Source organism: Ligilactobacillus saerimneri DSM 16049, assembly GCF_000423265.1.
Lineage (GTDB): Bacteria > Bacillota > Bacilli > Lactobacillales > Lactobacillaceae > Ligilactobacillus > Ligilactobacillus saerimneri.
In genome coordinates this window covers 29,722-44,790 of record NZ_AUHQ01000010.1, presented here as the reverse complement: position 1 = coordinate 44,790, position 15,069 = coordinate 29,722, and the positions used below count along the sequence as shown (strand labels likewise).

The window sequence follows — 15,069 nt, the reverse complement described above, 5'->3', positions numbered from 1 at the left end:
TCTCAGCAGCTTTCTTGTCACTTTTCAACTGTTTAATTATTCTGACGTTTCATCCGGCCAAATCTCAGTTGCTTGGATCTGTTCTTCAGCTGCATCAATCGTCGGCGCCGTGACCAGCACATATCCCGCTGGTCGTGGCTTCATCCTTTCAGGATAACGGAAGAAGTTGTACGACCAGTTATCTTTCAAAACCCATTGGGTTCGAATGCTATCTTGGTCATCATCCGTCATCATGACCATTGCAGTTGGTTCAACTAATTCGGTTGTCATTAATGGCATCCGCGCTAAAACCCGCAGGTGTTGTTCAAACATGGAAACCAATGTTGCTTTGTCAAAGACATAACCCGTTGGACTAACTGCCGGCACCATCCGTTTAACATACAAGGAGCCACTATCAGTTAGGTAAAATGATAGTTGCATCACCCCAACATAGTTGATGTTTTCAGCAATTTGATGTGCTAAGCGGTGAATTTCTTCTTCTACATCATTAGTAACTCGCGCTGGTGTTAACACACGATTCAAATCGTGCCCGTGGTATACTTCCTCAGTCAACGGGAAGAACTTAAGCTCACCGTCATAGTCACGACTAAAGACCACTGAAATCTCTTTATTGAATGAAATCAACGACTCCAGCACATAGGTTCCCAAATCAACTATATCAGCTACCTTAGCGATATCGGTTTGCCGTTTGATTACCGCTTGGTGCTTGTTATTGATATCCTTTTGAATTGGCTTCAAAATACATGGAAAACCAATCGAAGACACTGATTGGTAAATATCATCAAGGCTAACAATTGTTGCATACGGCGCAATGTTAACATTGATCTGTTCAAAAAATGCCCGCTCCAACAACCGATCTTGAGTGATCTCCAACGTATCTTTTCCCTGGGGAACCGCCGTAAAGCGACTGAGAAATTCAATCACACTAGCAGGCACATACTGTGATTCATACGTGATCAAGTCACAGCGTTCTGCAAAATCTTGTAATTTTTCTTTGCTTGTACCAACAATTCTTACGTCAGCAGCCTGCATCGTAGGACTAGATTCATTGCTTCCACACACAATGACCTTAAAGCCTAAACGCTTTGCTGCTGCAACCATCATGATACCATTGGGACTATCACCAACGATACCAATCGTATCTCCTGGAAATAGAACCTTCTCTGCCATTTCTGTCACAACCTTTGCTTTAATTTGCAATCAAACCGGCTTTTAGAAAAACTTATTCGTTTCTCATTTTACCATATTCTCAGCCATAGCTACGGACTGATTAGTTTTCTTCCCCAACAAAGTGTACTTCGTCACCAGCAAACGAGGCAATCCGAGCCAATGACTCTAAGTGCACACCCTTTTCTTTGATCAAACTTGCTCCTTCTTGGAAGGATTTTTCAATAACAACACCAGCTCCAACAATAGTACATTGGGCTTGCCGACAAATATCAATCAAACCTAAAATGGCTTGACCATTTGCCAAGAAGTCATCAATGATCAAAACATGATCATCGGCACTCAAAAATTTACTGTCAATCGAAATTGTATTAGTTACGCGCTTAGTATATGAAAAAACATCTGCAGTATAGAGATTGTCATTCATGGTTGAACTCTTCTTTTTACGCGCAAACACAACTGGTACATGCAAATTCAAGCCAACCATTGTTGCGGGAGCAATTCCTGAAGATTCTACTGTTACAATCTTAGTAATCTTTTGATCTTTAAATAATTCCACAAATTCTTGTCCAATTCGATATAACAAATCGGGATCAATTTGGTGATTTAAAAATTGATTAACTTTTAAAACGTTTCCTGGTAAAACGACCCCATCTTCCCGAATTCTTTGTTTCAGCTCTTCCATTCTGCAACTCCCTTTTCTTTATGAATCATACCGATCCAAGTGATATTTCTTAATGACATTAATTAACTTTTCAGCGTAAGTCGGATCAGTAGCATACCCCTGACGCTGTAAAGCTTGGGCCGCTTCCTGATAATTTGTTGCCGTCAACACTGCTTGATAGTGATTAGGATCCCACTTTGTCCCATTAACAATCAGCATTGTATGAGCATGTACTGAGTCGGTCCAGCTACTATATACTGCAAACGGGGCTTTGACTGTGATCCATTGTCCATTTACATACTCTTTGGTAGTCATCATAGTCGCATCGGGACCACGATCCTTAATCCCAAACAGATTATTGTATTTAGTCGCCAGTGCGCTCCGTCCCCAGTCAGATTCTAAAGCTGCCTGGGCCAACGTGATGCTTGCTCGCAAATGATACTGCTTTTGGTCCGCTTGAGCCGCACCAGCAATCTTATCCAAAAATTGCTGGCGTTGCTCGTCCACAGTTGTCCCTTGTTGCGTCTCTGTCTGCTGTTCCCAGGTAGCTAAACGATGTTGTCCCACCCACCGTAAAACCTGTAACGACAATAGGGATAAAAGTACTACCGTCAATAAAATATTGGCTGGGCGTAAATGACCATTTTTATGAAAAAAATACCGCCATTTGTGCGGCTTACGTCGTCTTTTTTTGGACCTGACCTTGGCCTTATTTCCAGTCTTTTTTTGCGGCAAGTTGACCCGTTCCCCTTTGATTAGTGTATTAAGATGATTATAGCATAAAATATTTTTCTAACTAGTTACACTGACAACTTCTCCTTTGCTTCTCAGTATTTTTTAAACAAAAAACGTGCGCTCAACCATATAAGTTTTGCGCGCGTTTCTTACGTTATAGATATAACTTAAATAAATTGTAGAATGGCCATCAGAACTGGAACAACCACGATGAACAACACAGTACTCATCACTACAATATTGGTTGCATAGTCAACATCACCATGAGCTTCTTTGGCTAGAATTGGCAATACTGCCAACATTGGGAGAGCTGATTGAACTACCAATGTTTGCCGCATCAGGGTTGGTAAGCTAATTCCCATCATCCCTGTCCCGAGTTTAATCACTAGGATCAGCACTAATGGTGACAGGATAAACCGACCGATTAAAGCCATTACCGAATCCCGTTCGAACTTAAACTTATCCAAGCCCGCATCTGCTAACACAATCCCGATATAAATCAAGGATAATGGTGTAACCAAGCCACCAACATATGACAGGGTCTGGTTCATAAATGTTGGTACTGGAATTCCTAATAATAACCAAACAACTGCTACCACAAATCCTACCAATGGCATTGGCAGAAGTTTCTTCCAGTTAATCTTATGACTCTTTTCCTGTTCACTTTTATCTACTGTTGGATCATCGTTGGAAATCAAATAGATCCCAAACGCCCATGTCGAAACCGTATTGATAATATAGTAAATCAAGAAATAACTCATTGCCTTGGCGCCAAACAAAGCGTTGTTCAATGGCATTCCGATGAAGATTGTATTCGCGTTAACTACGGCGTTCATGAAGATCCCTCGGCGACCGGGACGGATCCGTGCTACTTTGACTGTTACCCAAGCGATTAGATAACCAATGATTACCGCGACTGCTGGGAAAAGAATCCCTACCCCTAAGCTTGCCAATTTATCCCGTGTTAGGTAGTTCATTACACTGACGAAAATCGACGCAGGCAAGGCAATCTTGGTAATCAACCCAGCAATATTACTCCCAAAGGAATCAGCAAACCAACCGGTCCGCCGCAAAATATATCCCAAAGCCATAATCAACACGATCACAGCGATGCTTGATAATGATGTTAAGAATACTTGCACTTGTATTCAACTCCCCTCAAATCAATTCTCTTTCTAAATCTCTTTACTTAATATTTAGGTTCCCATTTCATAGCTTGAACGGCATCATGGGCTGTTAAATCGGTTTGTGCCAATCCTTGGTCAATAGCTGCTTGAGCTACTGTTTCAGCCACCGTAGTGGAGAATTCCGTTAATCGTTCTACTGGAGGTAAGACGGCTGCCCCTGGTTGGTCTGGATCAACAATCCCGCCTAAAGCATGGGCTGCTTGAGCCAACATCTTCTCATTGATTACTTTGGCATTAACGGCCAATGCCCCAACCCCAACACCAGGGTAAACCAAGGCATTGTTAGCCTGTCCAATTTCATAAGTTACTCCCTTGTATTCAATTGGAGCGACTGGAATACCTGTTCCGATCAACGCTTTACCGTCTGTCCACTTCAACAAATCAGCTGCTTTTGCTTCAGCTAACTTCGTCGGATTGGAGATTGGGAAAATAATTGGCCGTTCAGTATGAGCCGCCATTTCCTTAACAATTGCTTCGGTAAATGCTCCTGGTTGTTTGGAAGTCCCAATCATCACTGTTGGGTGAACTGCTTTGACTACTGCTTCTAAATTAGTCAATTCATCCGCGTTAGCAAATTCACTCCGCTTACGTAAAAATTGCTTTTGCTCTGGGGTTAAATCTGGAGTATCTTCAAATAGCAATCCTTGTTTATCAACTAAATAGAAATGTTGCTTAGCTTCTTCAGGAGTTAACCCTTCACGGAGCAATTCATCATACATCATCTTGGCGATTCCGACACCGGCATTACCAGCTCCGAAAGTCAGGAATGTTTGGTCGGTGATTTTTTGCTTAGAAATGTTTAAGGCACCTAGAACCCCAGCCAAACAAATAATCCCCGTTCCCTGGATATCGTCATTAAATGTCAAAATCTTATCTTGATACTTATTCAAAATATTGGAAGCATTGGCACGGCCAAAGTCTTCAAAGTGCAACAACACTTGCGGGAATAATTTTTCAGCAGCGGCTACAAACTTGTCAACCATCTCATAGTAACGGTCCCCATAGACCCGCTCATGGCGATTTCCTAAATACAATGGATCAGTAAGTAATTGTTCATTATTTGTTCCGGCATCTAATGAAACGGCTAGTACTTGGGCGGGATCAATCCCGGCAGCTGCTGTATAAACCATCAACTTACCAACAGAAATATCAACCCCGTTGACGCCCCAGTCACCAATTCCTAAGATTCCTTCACCATCAGTTACAACGATAAGACGGATGTCACGACCAGAGGCTGCGTTCCGCAATGTATCTTCAATTTCATCCATTCGGTCAATTGAAATAAAAGCTGCATCCTGTGGTCGGGTGTAGATTTCACTATATTGTTCAATCGATTCAGCAATCACCGGATCATAAACAATTGGCATGAATTCCACAATATGCTGCCCAAAAAGGTAATAGAATAATGTGCGGTTAGTATCAAAAATCTTCATTAAAAAGAGGCGTTGGTCCAACCCATCTTCAATCCGTTGAAATTGTTGGTAGGCTTGTTCAGCTTGTTCAGCTAACGTTTGGACCCGGGGTGGCAATGCCCCCACTAAGCCTAATTCTTTTCTTTCTTCATAAGTAAAACCAGTTCCCTTGTTGAGATAAGGGTTGTTTAAAATAGTTGCTGCTTGTGGCATGTTTCCACTCCCTTTGTTTTTGTTTACATATAGTATCTTAGCGTGAAGATTAGTTTATAGTCAAAAGTGTGGTAACATATAAATATATTTTATACTAAAGCTATTTAAGCTATGCTTTAAAGGAGGTTTAGCATGAATTTAAAATGGTTAGAATATTACGATAAATTAGTCGAAGAAAAAAATTTCTCTAAAGTTGCAACTTTTTTTGGTGTTAGCCAACCTACCATCACGATGGCTATCAAACGCCTTGAAGAAAGTTACCAAACACATTTTTTTGAACGTGACTACCGGCATAAAACCCTCCGCCTAACCGCTAGCGGTGAAAATTTTCACCGCCATGTCAAAAAAATCCTGCAAGAATTAGCCCTAGCTCAAACAGAATTAGTTCGCCTTAAAGCACGTAAAATCAAGTTTGGCCTGCCACCAATTATTGGGACTTATCTCTTTCCTTTACTTGCCCCCCAGTTGCTCCAAGCCAACCTACTCAACCGAATGCAACCAGTCGAGCAGGGATCTCAGCGCTTGTTATCTCTTGTTTCAACAGGAAGCATTGATTTTGCTTTCATTGGTATTTTGGATGAGGTCAAAGATCCTAACCTTGTAGTTAATTACTTTGCTAATTCCACTTTCAAGATCATTGTTAGTAAAAACCACCCTTTAGCGCACCGGACCCAACCCCTGTACTTTAAAGATTTAGCATCCTATCCGTTTATTGCCCTAACTAATAGTTTTACCCACAATAAGGCTTTTTCCCGGCTTGAAACCATCAATGCTATCCACCCACCGCGGATCTTTCATACTGACGATATCCAAATCGTCAAAAAACTCGTTGCTCAAAACGTAGGGATCAGCTTTATTACCTCAATTGCACTACGTCCAGATGATGATCTTGTCGCCCTTGATTTGGCTAACAAAGGGGTGCCTGAGTTCAAGATTGGACTTGCTTATCGGGAAAGTTTTCCTCCTGCCCCTGCATTATTGGACCTAATTACCACTTTTCATCCTTGGAATAACTAAAAGAGTGAGGCCAACTGAATTATCAGCTGGCCTCACTCTTTTGATAACCAATATTTTATTATCATCTATGAGCTTTCCCATAGTATTTTTTTCTACGCTTACGTCACTCTTAATCTCTATGTAGTGTACTTTCCGTAATAATATCGGTTGTTTCTCTCAAAACCTGTCTAAAAATTGCTAAATCGCTTGGAGTAACACTTTCTTCGAGCTTTTGTTGTAGGTCTGCCCAAAAAGCAGCATCAAACTCTAGCATCTGTAGATACTTTTCCGTGACATATAGGTGAGTAACCCGTCGATCCACGTCATCTAAACGCTTTTCGATAAGCCCACTCTTTTCGAGCTTCTTGATATGGTAGTTAGTGTTGGGGGTAGATTGACCCAGAAGCTTAGAAATCGTCCCAATAGTTGGATCTTTAAGCTGATAGATTGCTTCGAGATAATAAACATCTATTACACCCAGCTTAGCCAGTTCATCACTGGATCCACTCTTTTGTTCATGAAGCCGTAGCACCTGAGCCAAATTAGTCATCGACTTTTGCAATGAATTCACACTTGTTCGCCTCCTATTGCATAAAGGTAACTTAATATGGTAAACAAAAAATGTAACCGCTACTGGTTGCCAACTACTATATAATTCCTACCAGTGTTAATTAATTAATAGTTTATCCCGCAATAGCTACTACTATTTTACGCTTTTTAAGATTGTATGTAAAATAGAAAAGCTAAACTAATCGTTAATATTTATTTTCTTATCCTTCAAGCTCTCTTCAATATGGAGGATAAAGCGGGCGAGTTCTTCTTCATCCATCTCATAGTTGGTACTAATCCACTCGATTAATACCGTTAAAAAGCCCCCAGCAATCATATCTGTGGCAATTTTAGGATACTTACTATTTTTGACCATAATCTCGATCCACGGAATTTCATGCAGGTGTCCTGCCATCACCGCGTCATAGATTTGGCTACTAAAAATACGTAAAATTGTCCCAAATAAATAATAATCTGCCTTATTGTTATTATTAAACACATTACGAAAAATTTTCTTTTCACTAGCAATGTGTCTGATAATGGATTCAACTACGTTGCTCCGGTCCACTTGCGCAACGAAGATATTTTTAAAAACGTATTCTAAGAGGTCGTATTTATCAGTGAAGTAGCGATAAAAAGTACTCCGATGAACGTTAGCTTCCTCGCAAATTTGATCAACTGTGATTTTCTCAATCGCTTCTTTCCGCAATAAATTAGTTAAGCTAGCAGCAAAAGCTTGCTTCCGTTCTTCTTGATGTCTTGTCATTGCCACCTCTCCTTATCCTTCCTATCAGTAGTTTAGGATATAAAGATAATATAATTTATTTTATATATTGACTTTACCATAAAAACAGCAAAAGGGGAGAATAATTAGCAAAATTATTCTCCCCTACTATTACTATAAAATTTAACGTACAACTAGAACTGATACTGGTGAATATTTAGCCATGTATGCTGCTTGCGAACCAAAGTATTTCCGGACGCCTTGTTTACCAATCGAACCAACAATTAGCAAGTCTGGCTTGACTGATGGGATCACATCTTTAACAATTGTTTTCCCTGGATTGCCTTCAACCGAAATAATCTTAACGTTCTTTACCCCAGCTTCTTCAGCCAGTTGCTTATACTTAGTTAATGTTTCACCGTGCATGCTCCGCTTGCGACGCATGAAATCATCGTCTAACTTTTCATACACGTTAATGTCATGGTCTTCAATAACATTAACAATATATAGGTCTGCTCCCAATTCGCGGGCCCGGTGAATGGCCACCCGAAAAGCCAGTTGCGCGTCATCGGAAGCATCAACCCCAACTAAAATTCGTTTAATATTGCGAATCTTTTCCAACCTAATCACTCCTCATTGCATATCTGCCACCATAGATCTTTGACCCTTTTATTATACCACATATTTAGGTTTGCCAAACTTTTTTATCAAACATCCCTAACGACAACACGTTTGTTCATCATGGTCTAATTCTGGAGCCAACTCTGCCGGTACACAATCACATGGCAGTTCTGTCGGTGCATCCGCCATCTTGGCTTGCAAGATATCTTGCATTACCTGGAGGTCATGTTTCGTAAAAGTAAACTTGCGGAGAATTTCTGCTAACGAACGGCCCGTGTGCATTTGACAAATTGTTCGCAGGTCAGCCTCTAACAGCTGGTTGATGGTTGCCTGTTCGTCTACGGTTGGCCGATAAATAAAAGCGCGCCCTTGTCGCGTAGTTTCAAGATAATTTTTAGTTACCAAACGTCCCAACAAGGTTTTCGTCGTTGCCATTTTCCAGTTTTTCTTAACCGCCATCACTTCACTGATCTGCTTACTTGTTGCTGCCCCTAGAGTCCAAACGATGCGCATAATTTCCCACTCCGCATTGGTAATCTCAACTGAGCTTGCCTCTTTCACGTTGTGATCACTCCTCCCCTTCTTTCTTCTACTGTGATTATACCAGAACGTCCAACTAATTCTGTACAGTGAGTTCCTTGGCATATACATAATTCCGCGTTAACGGTAAATTCTTTGCACTTGGGCCTTTCGACATCAGGAACTGGATCACATCGATATTGCCTGATTCAAATGATGCTGCACATGCCTGTAGATATAAGTCCCACATCCGGGCGAAACGTTCCCCTTTTTGCGCAATCACTTGGGGAATTACCTTTTTGAAGTTAGCATCCCAGATCTCTAATGTTTTTTGGTAATGACGTCGCAACATTTCAATATCGGCCAGCTGCATCCCTGCATCCAAGATGTGTTGAATATTTTCTTGCAAACCAGGGATATAGCCACCGGGGAAAATATATTTATTGATCCATCCATTATAAGCTCCCCCTTGTTGCCGCGTAATTCCGTGAATCAATGCCGTCCCATCATCCTTCAACAATGAAGCTACAGTTCGAAAATATTGGCCGAGATCTTCTTGACCAACATGTTCAAACATCCCCACACTAGTGATGTAATCGAAAGGAACATGATCTAATTCACGATAATCAGTCAAAATTACTTGCGCTTGATGTTCTAAGCCCAATTCCTTTATCCGCTTGTTAACAAACTCATATTGCTCTTGACTAAGAGTGATTCCACACACGTTTAGTCCATATTCTTGTGCTGCCGTTAAAATCAACGTTCCCCAACCACAGCCTATATCTAACATGGTCTTTCCAGGTTGCGGATTCAATTTATTGATGATGTGATGTACCTTATTTTCCTGGGCTTGTTCTAAACTATCAGTGGGCTTTTCAAAATAAGCACAAGAATAGGTCATTGTCGGGTCAAGCCACAAACGATAAAAATCATTGCCAATGTCATAGTGTGTTTGCACATCATGCTTAGTTTCAGCCTCATCGTGACTTTGGTGGGGCAAAAAACGCTTGAACTTTTTATTGTTTAAAAAACTATCAGCTGATGCATATGCTGATGCAATGAGCTTTTGCAATGAGCCTTCGACTTCGATAGCTTTATCCATATATGCTTCTCCCAGTGTGATGGATGCATTCTTTCGCAGGTCTTTCAGAGCAATCTTCTGATTAAATTTAACTTTAACCTCAGGTGTTCCTTTCCCGTACCGTTCCGTTTTACCGTCAGCATAGGTCACTTCAATAGGGATAGTAAATGACCGCTTCATCACTTGTTTGAGAATCATATTGTCTAACATCTAAAAACGCCTCTTTTACTAATTATTAAAGTTATTTATAGTTGTTTATTTTAGCACTCTTTCTTAATAAATTCATAAACGGACTATTCTTGGGTCCTATGGTATAATGACAACAAGAAGTAGTAGGTAAGTTCTGTTTTGTAAGAAAGGGGCTTTTATGACGAAAAATATTGCTAAGTTTTTTTGGTTATTGTTAGCTGTTCTTGGCTTTACATGTGGAATTATTGGTCTACTTTTGCCAGTCATTCCTCAAGTTCCTTTCTTCTTACTGGCAATCTTTAGTTTATCGAAAGTTTCGCCGCGCTTCCATGCTTGGATCACTCATACTCGTCTGTACCAAAAGTACATTGTGGGGATGTTTGATTTCATGCTCAAAAAGAAGGAACAACTAGAACAATTGCATCAGCTCAATCTTTACCAACGTTTATTTGTTAAGTTTGCTGCTGTTGTTACTGCTAATATTAAAGACTAAATATATACTAAAAAAGGCTGGAAAACTATTTTCCAGTCTTTTTATTATTTCCCATAGTTTAAATGACGGGAAAATTACCCGTAAGTCTAAGTGCTAAGTACAAGCGGATTACACAAAGATTATTTTCTCTTCACTTTTTATCCGGGCTTTTAATTTTTACAATAAAAAAGCACCAGCAAATGCTGATGCTTGGAAAGTGTAACCAGAAATCTGATTAACGCTTTGAGAATTGGGAAGCCTTACGAGCCTTCTTGAGACCTGGCTTCTTACGTTCCTTCATCCGTGGGTCACGAGTTAAGAGACCAGCGCGCTTTAATACGCCACGGAAGTCAGGATCAACAGTAAGTAATGCACGTGCAATACCATGACGAGTTGCACCAGCTTGGCCAGAGAAGCCACCGCCGTTAACATTTACTAAAACATCGTATGAACCGTTTGTTTCAGTAACGTCGAATGGTTGCATCATAACTGCGCGTAAGTTTTCATATGGAATGTATTCTTCAGCAGGTTTGCCGTTCATAGTGATCTTACCAGAACCTGGTACTAAACGAACACGAGCAACGGAATGCTTACGACGACCTGTGCCGAAATATTGTACTTGTGCCAAATCATTTTCCTCCTATGTTATTAGATTAACTTGTTGATGTCCAATGCTTCTGGTTGTTGTGCAGCATGCTTGTGTTCTGCACCACGGTATACATGCATCTTCTTAATCATCTTGCGACCAAGAGAGTTCTTTGGAAGCATGTTCTTAACTGCTAATTCAATCAAGCGTTCTGGCTTGTCATTCCGCATATCGCCAGCCTTGATCTTCTTAAATCCACCAGGATAATCTGAGTGGAAGTAGTAAAGCTTCTTAGCAGCCTTGTGACCTGTTAAAGCAACCTTTTCTGCATTGATAATGATAACATTGTCACCAGTATCAACATGAGGTGTGAATGTTGGCTTGTTCTTACCACGTAAAATAGCAGCAACTTGTGATGCTAAACGACCTAAAGATACATCAGTGGCATCAACTACATACCATTTACGTTCTACTTCGCCTGGTTTTGCAATATATGTTGTACGCACGTTTATTTCCTCCATTTTTAATGCATGTTTGACAAACAATAAGGTTAACGGGGCTTACTGTGGGGCAAACAATACCAAGTACTATAATACTTACTTTCAGTATCTAAGTCAATTACAATTCACGAAATAATTGTAATGTTTTCTGCTTATTGCGGTTGATTATATACTACTTCTTTCAAATATAACCCACTAGCTGGAGCAGTACGATAACATTCTTTGCGATTTTTCACTTCATATAACCGTAAAAAATCATGGACCGGTCGTTGCCCCCGCCCAATTTCTAACAGGGCTGCTACCATAATTCGCACCTGATTATACAAAAAGCCATTCCCATAGAATTCAAATATTACTTCATCGTTAGCCAGATCTTCTCGAACTGTTGCCTCATAAATTGTCCGAACATGATCGCGGGCCTGACTACCAGCTGCTACAAAGCTAGTAAAATCATGTGTCCCTACAACATCTGGCAATGCAGCACGAATTTTATCAATATCTAACGGATACTTGTAATGGGCCGTATAAAATCGCTTAAACGGATTAACAAACTCGCCCCGACTTACCCGATACATATACCGTTTACCATGAGTACTGAACCGAGCATGAAAACTATCATCAACTATTTCACAGTCTTTAACTTCTAGATCCAAAGGTAACATACTGTTAAGTCCTCGTTTCATCCCTAGAGCTGGAATTTCATGGGGAAAATCAAAGTGAATTACCTGAGCTAAAGCATGGACACCTGCATCAGTTCTCCCAGAACCAACAATGAAAATATGTTCGTCCGTTTTATTCATCTTGTTCAGTGCATCTTCGATAACAGATTGCACCGTACGCTGCTGGGGTTGTTTTTGAAAACCAGCAAAATTAGTTCCATCATACGCGATGGTTACCTTATATCTTTGAGTCACAGCTCTCCTCCTCTACCCGTTATTTACGTAAATAGATCAACAAGCCTGTCACTACCGCAAAAAGCATCATCACAAGCGTATCATTGCGGTGCCATACTTGCTGCCGATACTTAGTGCGATGCGAACCACCACGATACCCCCGTGCTTCCATCGCAATCGCTAAATCTTCTGCCCGATTAAATGAACTAACGAATAACGGAATCAATAACGGAACCAGCATCTTAGCACGATGCCATAAGCTACCTTCCTCAAAGTTAACCCCCCGTGATCGTTGGGCATTCATGATTTTCGTTGTCTCATCCATCAGGGTCGGGACAAACCGTAGTGCTATTGACAACATCAAAGCAATCTCATCAACCGGGACTTTTACTTTCTTTAATGGCTTCATCAAAGCCTCCATCCCGTCAGCAATCTGTAATGGCGGTGTCGTCAAAGTCAGCAAAGTTGACATACATACAATCAGGACAAACCGACAAAAAATATAGATTGCATTTTCAATCCCCAAGCTAGTGATTCTAAAAATTCCCCACTGCCAGTAAACATGACCACCACTGGAGAAGAATAGTTGTAATACGACCGTAAAGATGATCAACCATACTAAGGGGCGAATCCCATCCCAGAAAAACTTCAATTTTATCTTGGAACATACCACACTAACTAAGGTTAAAATCCCTAATAAAGTATACGTTTGCCAGTTGTTACATAAAAAGATGATCACTATGAAATAAAAACTCAAAAATAGCTTTGCGCGTGCATCCAATTTATGAACGAACGAATCAGCATGAATGTACCGCCCTAAAAGGAGTTTATTCATTGGTTATTCCCCCCTTTGAGCATCATAGCTAACTCATGTGCTAGTTGCTTTTCAGTTAAGGGTAAACCTTCGGTAAAGACAAACCCTCGTTGTTGTAGTTGATATGCAAAAGCCGTTGTCTGTGGAAGACCTAAATGATGATCCGTCAACCACTGTGGATCGGCAAAAATTTCCCGTGGTTGTCCGTCTCCAACAACTGTTCCTTTTTCCAGCACTACAACATGATCAGCATAGTCTGCCACATCATTCATGTTGTGGGTGACCAATACAATAGTTAAGCCCTGTTCTTGATGTAACCGTTGAAATAAACTCATAATTTCACGGCTACCTTGGGGATCTAAACCGGCCGTTGGTTCATCCAGAACCAGAACTTCGGGCTTCATTGCTAAAATTCCCGCAATGGCTACCCGCCGCATCTGCCCCCCAGAAAGCTCAAACGGAGATTTCTCCCAAACGTCTGTCGGTAGTTGTACAGCTTGGGCCTGCTCAATTGCTATTTGTCGTGCCTCCTTAGGACTATATCCAAAGTTCAGCGGAGCGAATTCAATATCTTTTAAGACTGTTTCTTCAAACAATTGGGCTTCGGGAAATTGAAAAACATAGCCTACTTTCCGTCGCAATTTATTCAGGTCCTTATTACTAGTTGCACTTGTAATCACTTGCTCACCGATTTGTACTGTTCCTGTTGTTGGTTTCAGTAAACCATTCAGGTGTTGAATAAGAGTAGATTTACCACTTCCAGTATGCCCGACAATTGCTGTGTAGCTATGTTCCGCAATCGTGAAAGAAACGTCCTTTAAAGCTGTAAATGCTAACGGGGTTCCTGGTTGATAGGTAAAACCTAATTTTTCGAATGTAATTTGCATAGCCAGTCAACCATTCCCTTCTCAGTGAGATATTCGTGTGGGACCTCAATCCCATTGTGAAGCAACTCATCCTTAAGACGTTCTGAATATGGAACATCTAACCCCATTGCTATTAACTCTTTTTCTTGTGCAAAAATCTCTGCTGGACTGCTATCAGCAGCTATCTTCCCATCGTCAATTACACAAACCCTGTCTGCCATAGCGGCCTCATCAATATTATGGGTAATTGAGATTAGAGTGTAACCTTTCTTGTGCAATTTGGTCATCAACTTGATAATATCCTGGCGTCCTTCCGGATCAAGCATACTCGTTGCCTCGTCAAAGATAATAACATCTGGACGCAGGGTCAAAACACCAGCAATGGCTACTCGCTGCTTTTGCCCCCCAGATAAACGTGATGGATCATGGCCTTTGAAGTCCTCCATATTCACCTTGCGCAGTGCCTGGTCTACACGGTACTTCATCACATCGCGGTCAAGACCTAGATTTTCCATCCCGAATGCAACATCGCCTTCGACATCAGCGCTGACAAACTGATTGTCTGGATTTTGAAAGACCATCCCGATCTTCTCCCTAATTTGCCAAATATTCTCTGGTGTCACAGGCATTCCATCAACAAAGATCGTGCCGGCTTGTGGTGCTAAAAGACCATCGATTATCCGTACAAGGGTACTCTTGCCACTACCATTGTGACCAATAATCGCTACCCATTGTCCTCGTTCAATACTCAACGACAGCTGGTCAAAGAGTGGTTCTTTTTGGTCAGGATAATGGAAGGTCAAGTCCTTAACCTCAATGATCTTACCCATCGTTACAACATCCCTTCTCGTTACTAATGTCTCTAATATACCATAGTCTTA

At 41.0% G+C, this 15,069-nt stretch carries 18 protein-coding genes; 2 read left to right on the top strand and 16 right to left on the bottom strand.

All coding sequences use genetic code 11. The features are described from left to right. Positions 1-36 precede the first annotated feature (36 nt). The 5 genes from G541_RS0103985 to G541_RS0103965 form a co-directional block, all read right to left on the bottom strand. Positions 37-1,170 carry an ATP-grasp domain-containing protein gene (locus G541_RS0103985; protein ID WP_027826568.1) on the bottom strand — a complete coding sequence of 378 codons (1,134 nt, stop codon included), beginning with the start codon at positions 1,168-1,170 and terminating at the stop codon, positions 37-39. A 100-nt stretch (positions 1,171-1,270) separates the two neighbouring features. Further along, on the bottom strand, positions 1,271-1,852 hold the full coding sequence (locus tag G541_RS0103980) for a xanthine phosphoribosyltransferase (RefSeq protein ID WP_027826567.1): 582 nt from the start codon (positions 1,850-1,852) through the stop codon (positions 1,271-1,273). Positions 1,853-1,870: 18 nt separating this feature from the next. Continuing rightward, positions 1,871-2,566, bottom strand: coding sequence for a glycoside hydrolase family 73 protein (locus G541_RS0103975; protein WP_027826566.1), 696 nt, complete (start codon positions 2,564-2,566; stop codon positions 1,871-1,873). Between the two features lie 167 nt (positions 2,567-2,733). Continuing rightward, positions 2,734-3,708: an AEC family transporter gene (locus G541_RS0103970; RefSeq protein ID WP_027826565.1), complete on the bottom strand. Its 975-nt coding sequence runs from the start codon at positions 3,706-3,708 to the stop codon at positions 2,734-2,736. Between the two features lie 47 nt (positions 3,709-3,755). Beyond that, positions 3,756-5,378, bottom strand: a complete 1,623-nt coding sequence (locus G541_RS0103965; protein WP_027826564.1) for a malolactic enzyme — start codon at positions 5,376-5,378, stop codon at positions 3,756-3,758. 132 nt (positions 5,379-5,510) lie between these two features. Here G541_RS0103965 and G541_RS0103960 point away from each other — a divergent pair, with 132 nt between their 5' ends. Then, a complete protein-coding gene (locus tag G541_RS0103960) occupies positions 5,511-6,395 on the top strand; it encodes a LysR family transcriptional regulator (protein ID WP_027826563.1) in 885 nt (294 codons plus the stop codon). A 109-nt stretch (positions 6,396-6,504) separates the two neighbouring features. Here the strand turns inward: G541_RS0103960 and G541_RS0103955 are convergent, their stop codons facing one another. The 5 genes from G541_RS0103955 to G541_RS0103935 form a co-directional block, all read right to left on the bottom strand. Beyond that, positions 6,505-6,945, bottom strand: coding sequence for a MarR family winged helix-turn-helix transcriptional regulator (locus G541_RS0103955; RefSeq protein WP_027826562.1), 441 nt, complete (start codon positions 6,943-6,945; stop codon positions 6,505-6,507). Positions 6,946-7,122: 177 nt separating this feature from the next. After that, positions 7,123-7,689: a TetR family transcriptional regulator gene (locus tag G541_RS0103950; protein ID WP_009550793.1), complete on the bottom strand. Its 567-nt coding sequence runs from the start codon at positions 7,687-7,689 to the stop codon at positions 7,123-7,125. A gap of 141 nt (positions 7,690-7,830) precedes the next feature. Then, the gene (locus G541_RS0103945; RefSeq protein WP_009550795.1) at positions 7,831-8,268 is read right to left on the bottom strand and encodes a universal stress protein; all 438 of its coding nucleotides are present in this window, start codon (positions 8,266-8,268) and stop codon (positions 7,831-7,833) included. 96 nt (positions 8,269-8,364) lie between these two features. Beyond that, complete coding sequence (locus G541_RS0103940) at positions 8,365-8,829, bottom strand: CopY/TcrY family copper transport repressor (RefSeq protein ID WP_027826561.1); 465 nt, start codon at positions 8,827-8,829, stop codon at positions 8,365-8,367. Between the two features lie 55 nt (positions 8,830-8,884). After that, positions 8,885-10,078, bottom strand: a complete 1,194-nt coding sequence (locus G541_RS0103935) for an SAM-dependent methyltransferase (RefSeq protein ID WP_027826560.1) — start codon at positions 10,076-10,078, stop codon at positions 8,885-8,887. Between the two features lie 157 nt (positions 10,079-10,235). Between G541_RS0103935 and G541_RS0103930 the strand changes: the two genes are divergently transcribed. Continuing rightward, positions 10,236-10,550, top strand: a complete 315-nt coding sequence (locus tag G541_RS0103930; RefSeq protein WP_009550800.1) for a DUF454 family protein — start codon at positions 10,236-10,238, stop codon at positions 10,548-10,550. 214 nt (positions 10,551-10,764) lie between these two features. Here the strand turns inward: G541_RS0103930 and rpsI are convergent, their stop codons facing one another. The 6 genes from rpsI to G541_RS0103900 form a co-directional block, all read right to left on the bottom strand. Further along, positions 10,765-11,157, bottom strand: a complete 393-nt coding sequence (gene rpsI, locus G541_RS0103925) for a 30S ribosomal protein S9 (protein ID WP_009550802.1) — start codon at positions 11,155-11,157, stop codon at positions 10,765-10,767. A 20-nt stretch (positions 11,158-11,177) separates the two neighbouring features. Continuing rightward, complete coding sequence (gene rplM, locus G541_RS0103920) at positions 11,178-11,621, bottom strand: 50S ribosomal protein L13 (protein WP_009550804.1); 444 nt, start codon at positions 11,619-11,621, stop codon at positions 11,178-11,180. A 146-nt stretch (positions 11,622-11,767) separates the two neighbouring features. Further along, entirely contained in the window at positions 11,768-12,529 is a 762-nt protein-coding gene (gene truA, locus G541_RS0103915) for a tRNA pseudouridine(38-40) synthase TruA (RefSeq protein WP_027826559.1), read from the bottom strand. Positions 12,530-12,548: 19 nt separating this feature from the next. Continuing rightward, complete coding sequence (locus G541_RS0103910) at positions 12,549-13,343, bottom strand: energy-coupling factor transporter transmembrane component T family protein (protein WP_009550808.1); 795 nt, start codon at positions 13,341-13,343, stop codon at positions 12,549-12,551. Then, positions 13,340-14,209: an energy-coupling factor ABC transporter ATP-binding protein gene (locus G541_RS0103905; RefSeq protein ID WP_027826558.1), complete on the bottom strand. Its 870-nt coding sequence runs from the start codon at positions 14,207-14,209 to the stop codon at positions 13,340-13,342. Before G541_RS0103905 ends, G541_RS0103910 begins: the two co-directional genes overlap by 4 nt. Further along, positions 14,185-15,018, bottom strand: coding sequence for an energy-coupling factor transporter ATPase (locus G541_RS0103900; RefSeq protein ID WP_009550812.1), 834 nt, complete (start codon positions 15,016-15,018; stop codon positions 14,185-14,187). Before G541_RS0103900 ends, G541_RS0103905 begins: the two co-directional genes overlap by 25 nt. Positions 15,019-15,069: the final 51 nt, after the last annotated feature.

Bases quoted from the DNA above. Each gene is read 5' to 3' on its own strand.
- G541_RS0103985 (WP_027826568.1), bottom strand. From the start codon at position 1,170: ATGGCAGAGAAGGTTCTATTTCCAGGAGATACGATTGGTATCGTTGGT.
- G541_RS0103980 (WP_027826567.1), bottom strand. From the start codon at position 1,852: ATGGAAGAGCTGAAACAAAGAATTCGGGAAGATGGGGTCGTTTTACCA.
- G541_RS0103965 (WP_027826564.1), bottom strand. From the start codon at position 5,378: ATGCCACAAGCAGCAACTATTTTAAACAACCCTTATCTCAACAAGGGA.
- G541_RS0103960 (WP_027826563.1), top strand. From the start codon at position 5,511: ATGAATTTAAAATGGTTAGAATATTACGATAAATTAGTCGAAGAAAAA.
- G541_RS0103950 (WP_009550793.1), bottom strand. From the start codon at position 7,689: ATGACAAGACATCAAGAAGAACGGAAGCAAGCTTTTGCTGCTAGCTTA.
- G541_RS0103935 (WP_027826560.1), bottom strand. From the start codon at position 10,078: ATGTTAGACAATATGATTCTCAAACAAGTGATGAAGCGGTCATTTACT.
- G541_RS0103930 (WP_009550800.1), top strand. From the start codon at position 10,236: ATGACGAAAAATATTGCTAAGTTTTTTTGGTTATTGTTAGCTGTTCTT.
- G541_RS0103910 (WP_009550808.1), bottom strand. From the start codon at position 13,343: ATGAATAAACTCCTTTTAGGGCGGTACATTCATGCTGATTCGTTCGTT.
- G541_RS0103905 (WP_027826558.1), bottom strand. From the start codon at position 14,209: ATGCAAATTACATTCGAAAAATTAGGTTTTACCTATCAACCAGGAACC.
- G541_RS0103900 (WP_009550812.1), bottom strand. From the start codon at position 15,018: ATGGGTAAGATCATTGAGGTTAAGGACTTGACCTTCCATTATCCTGAC.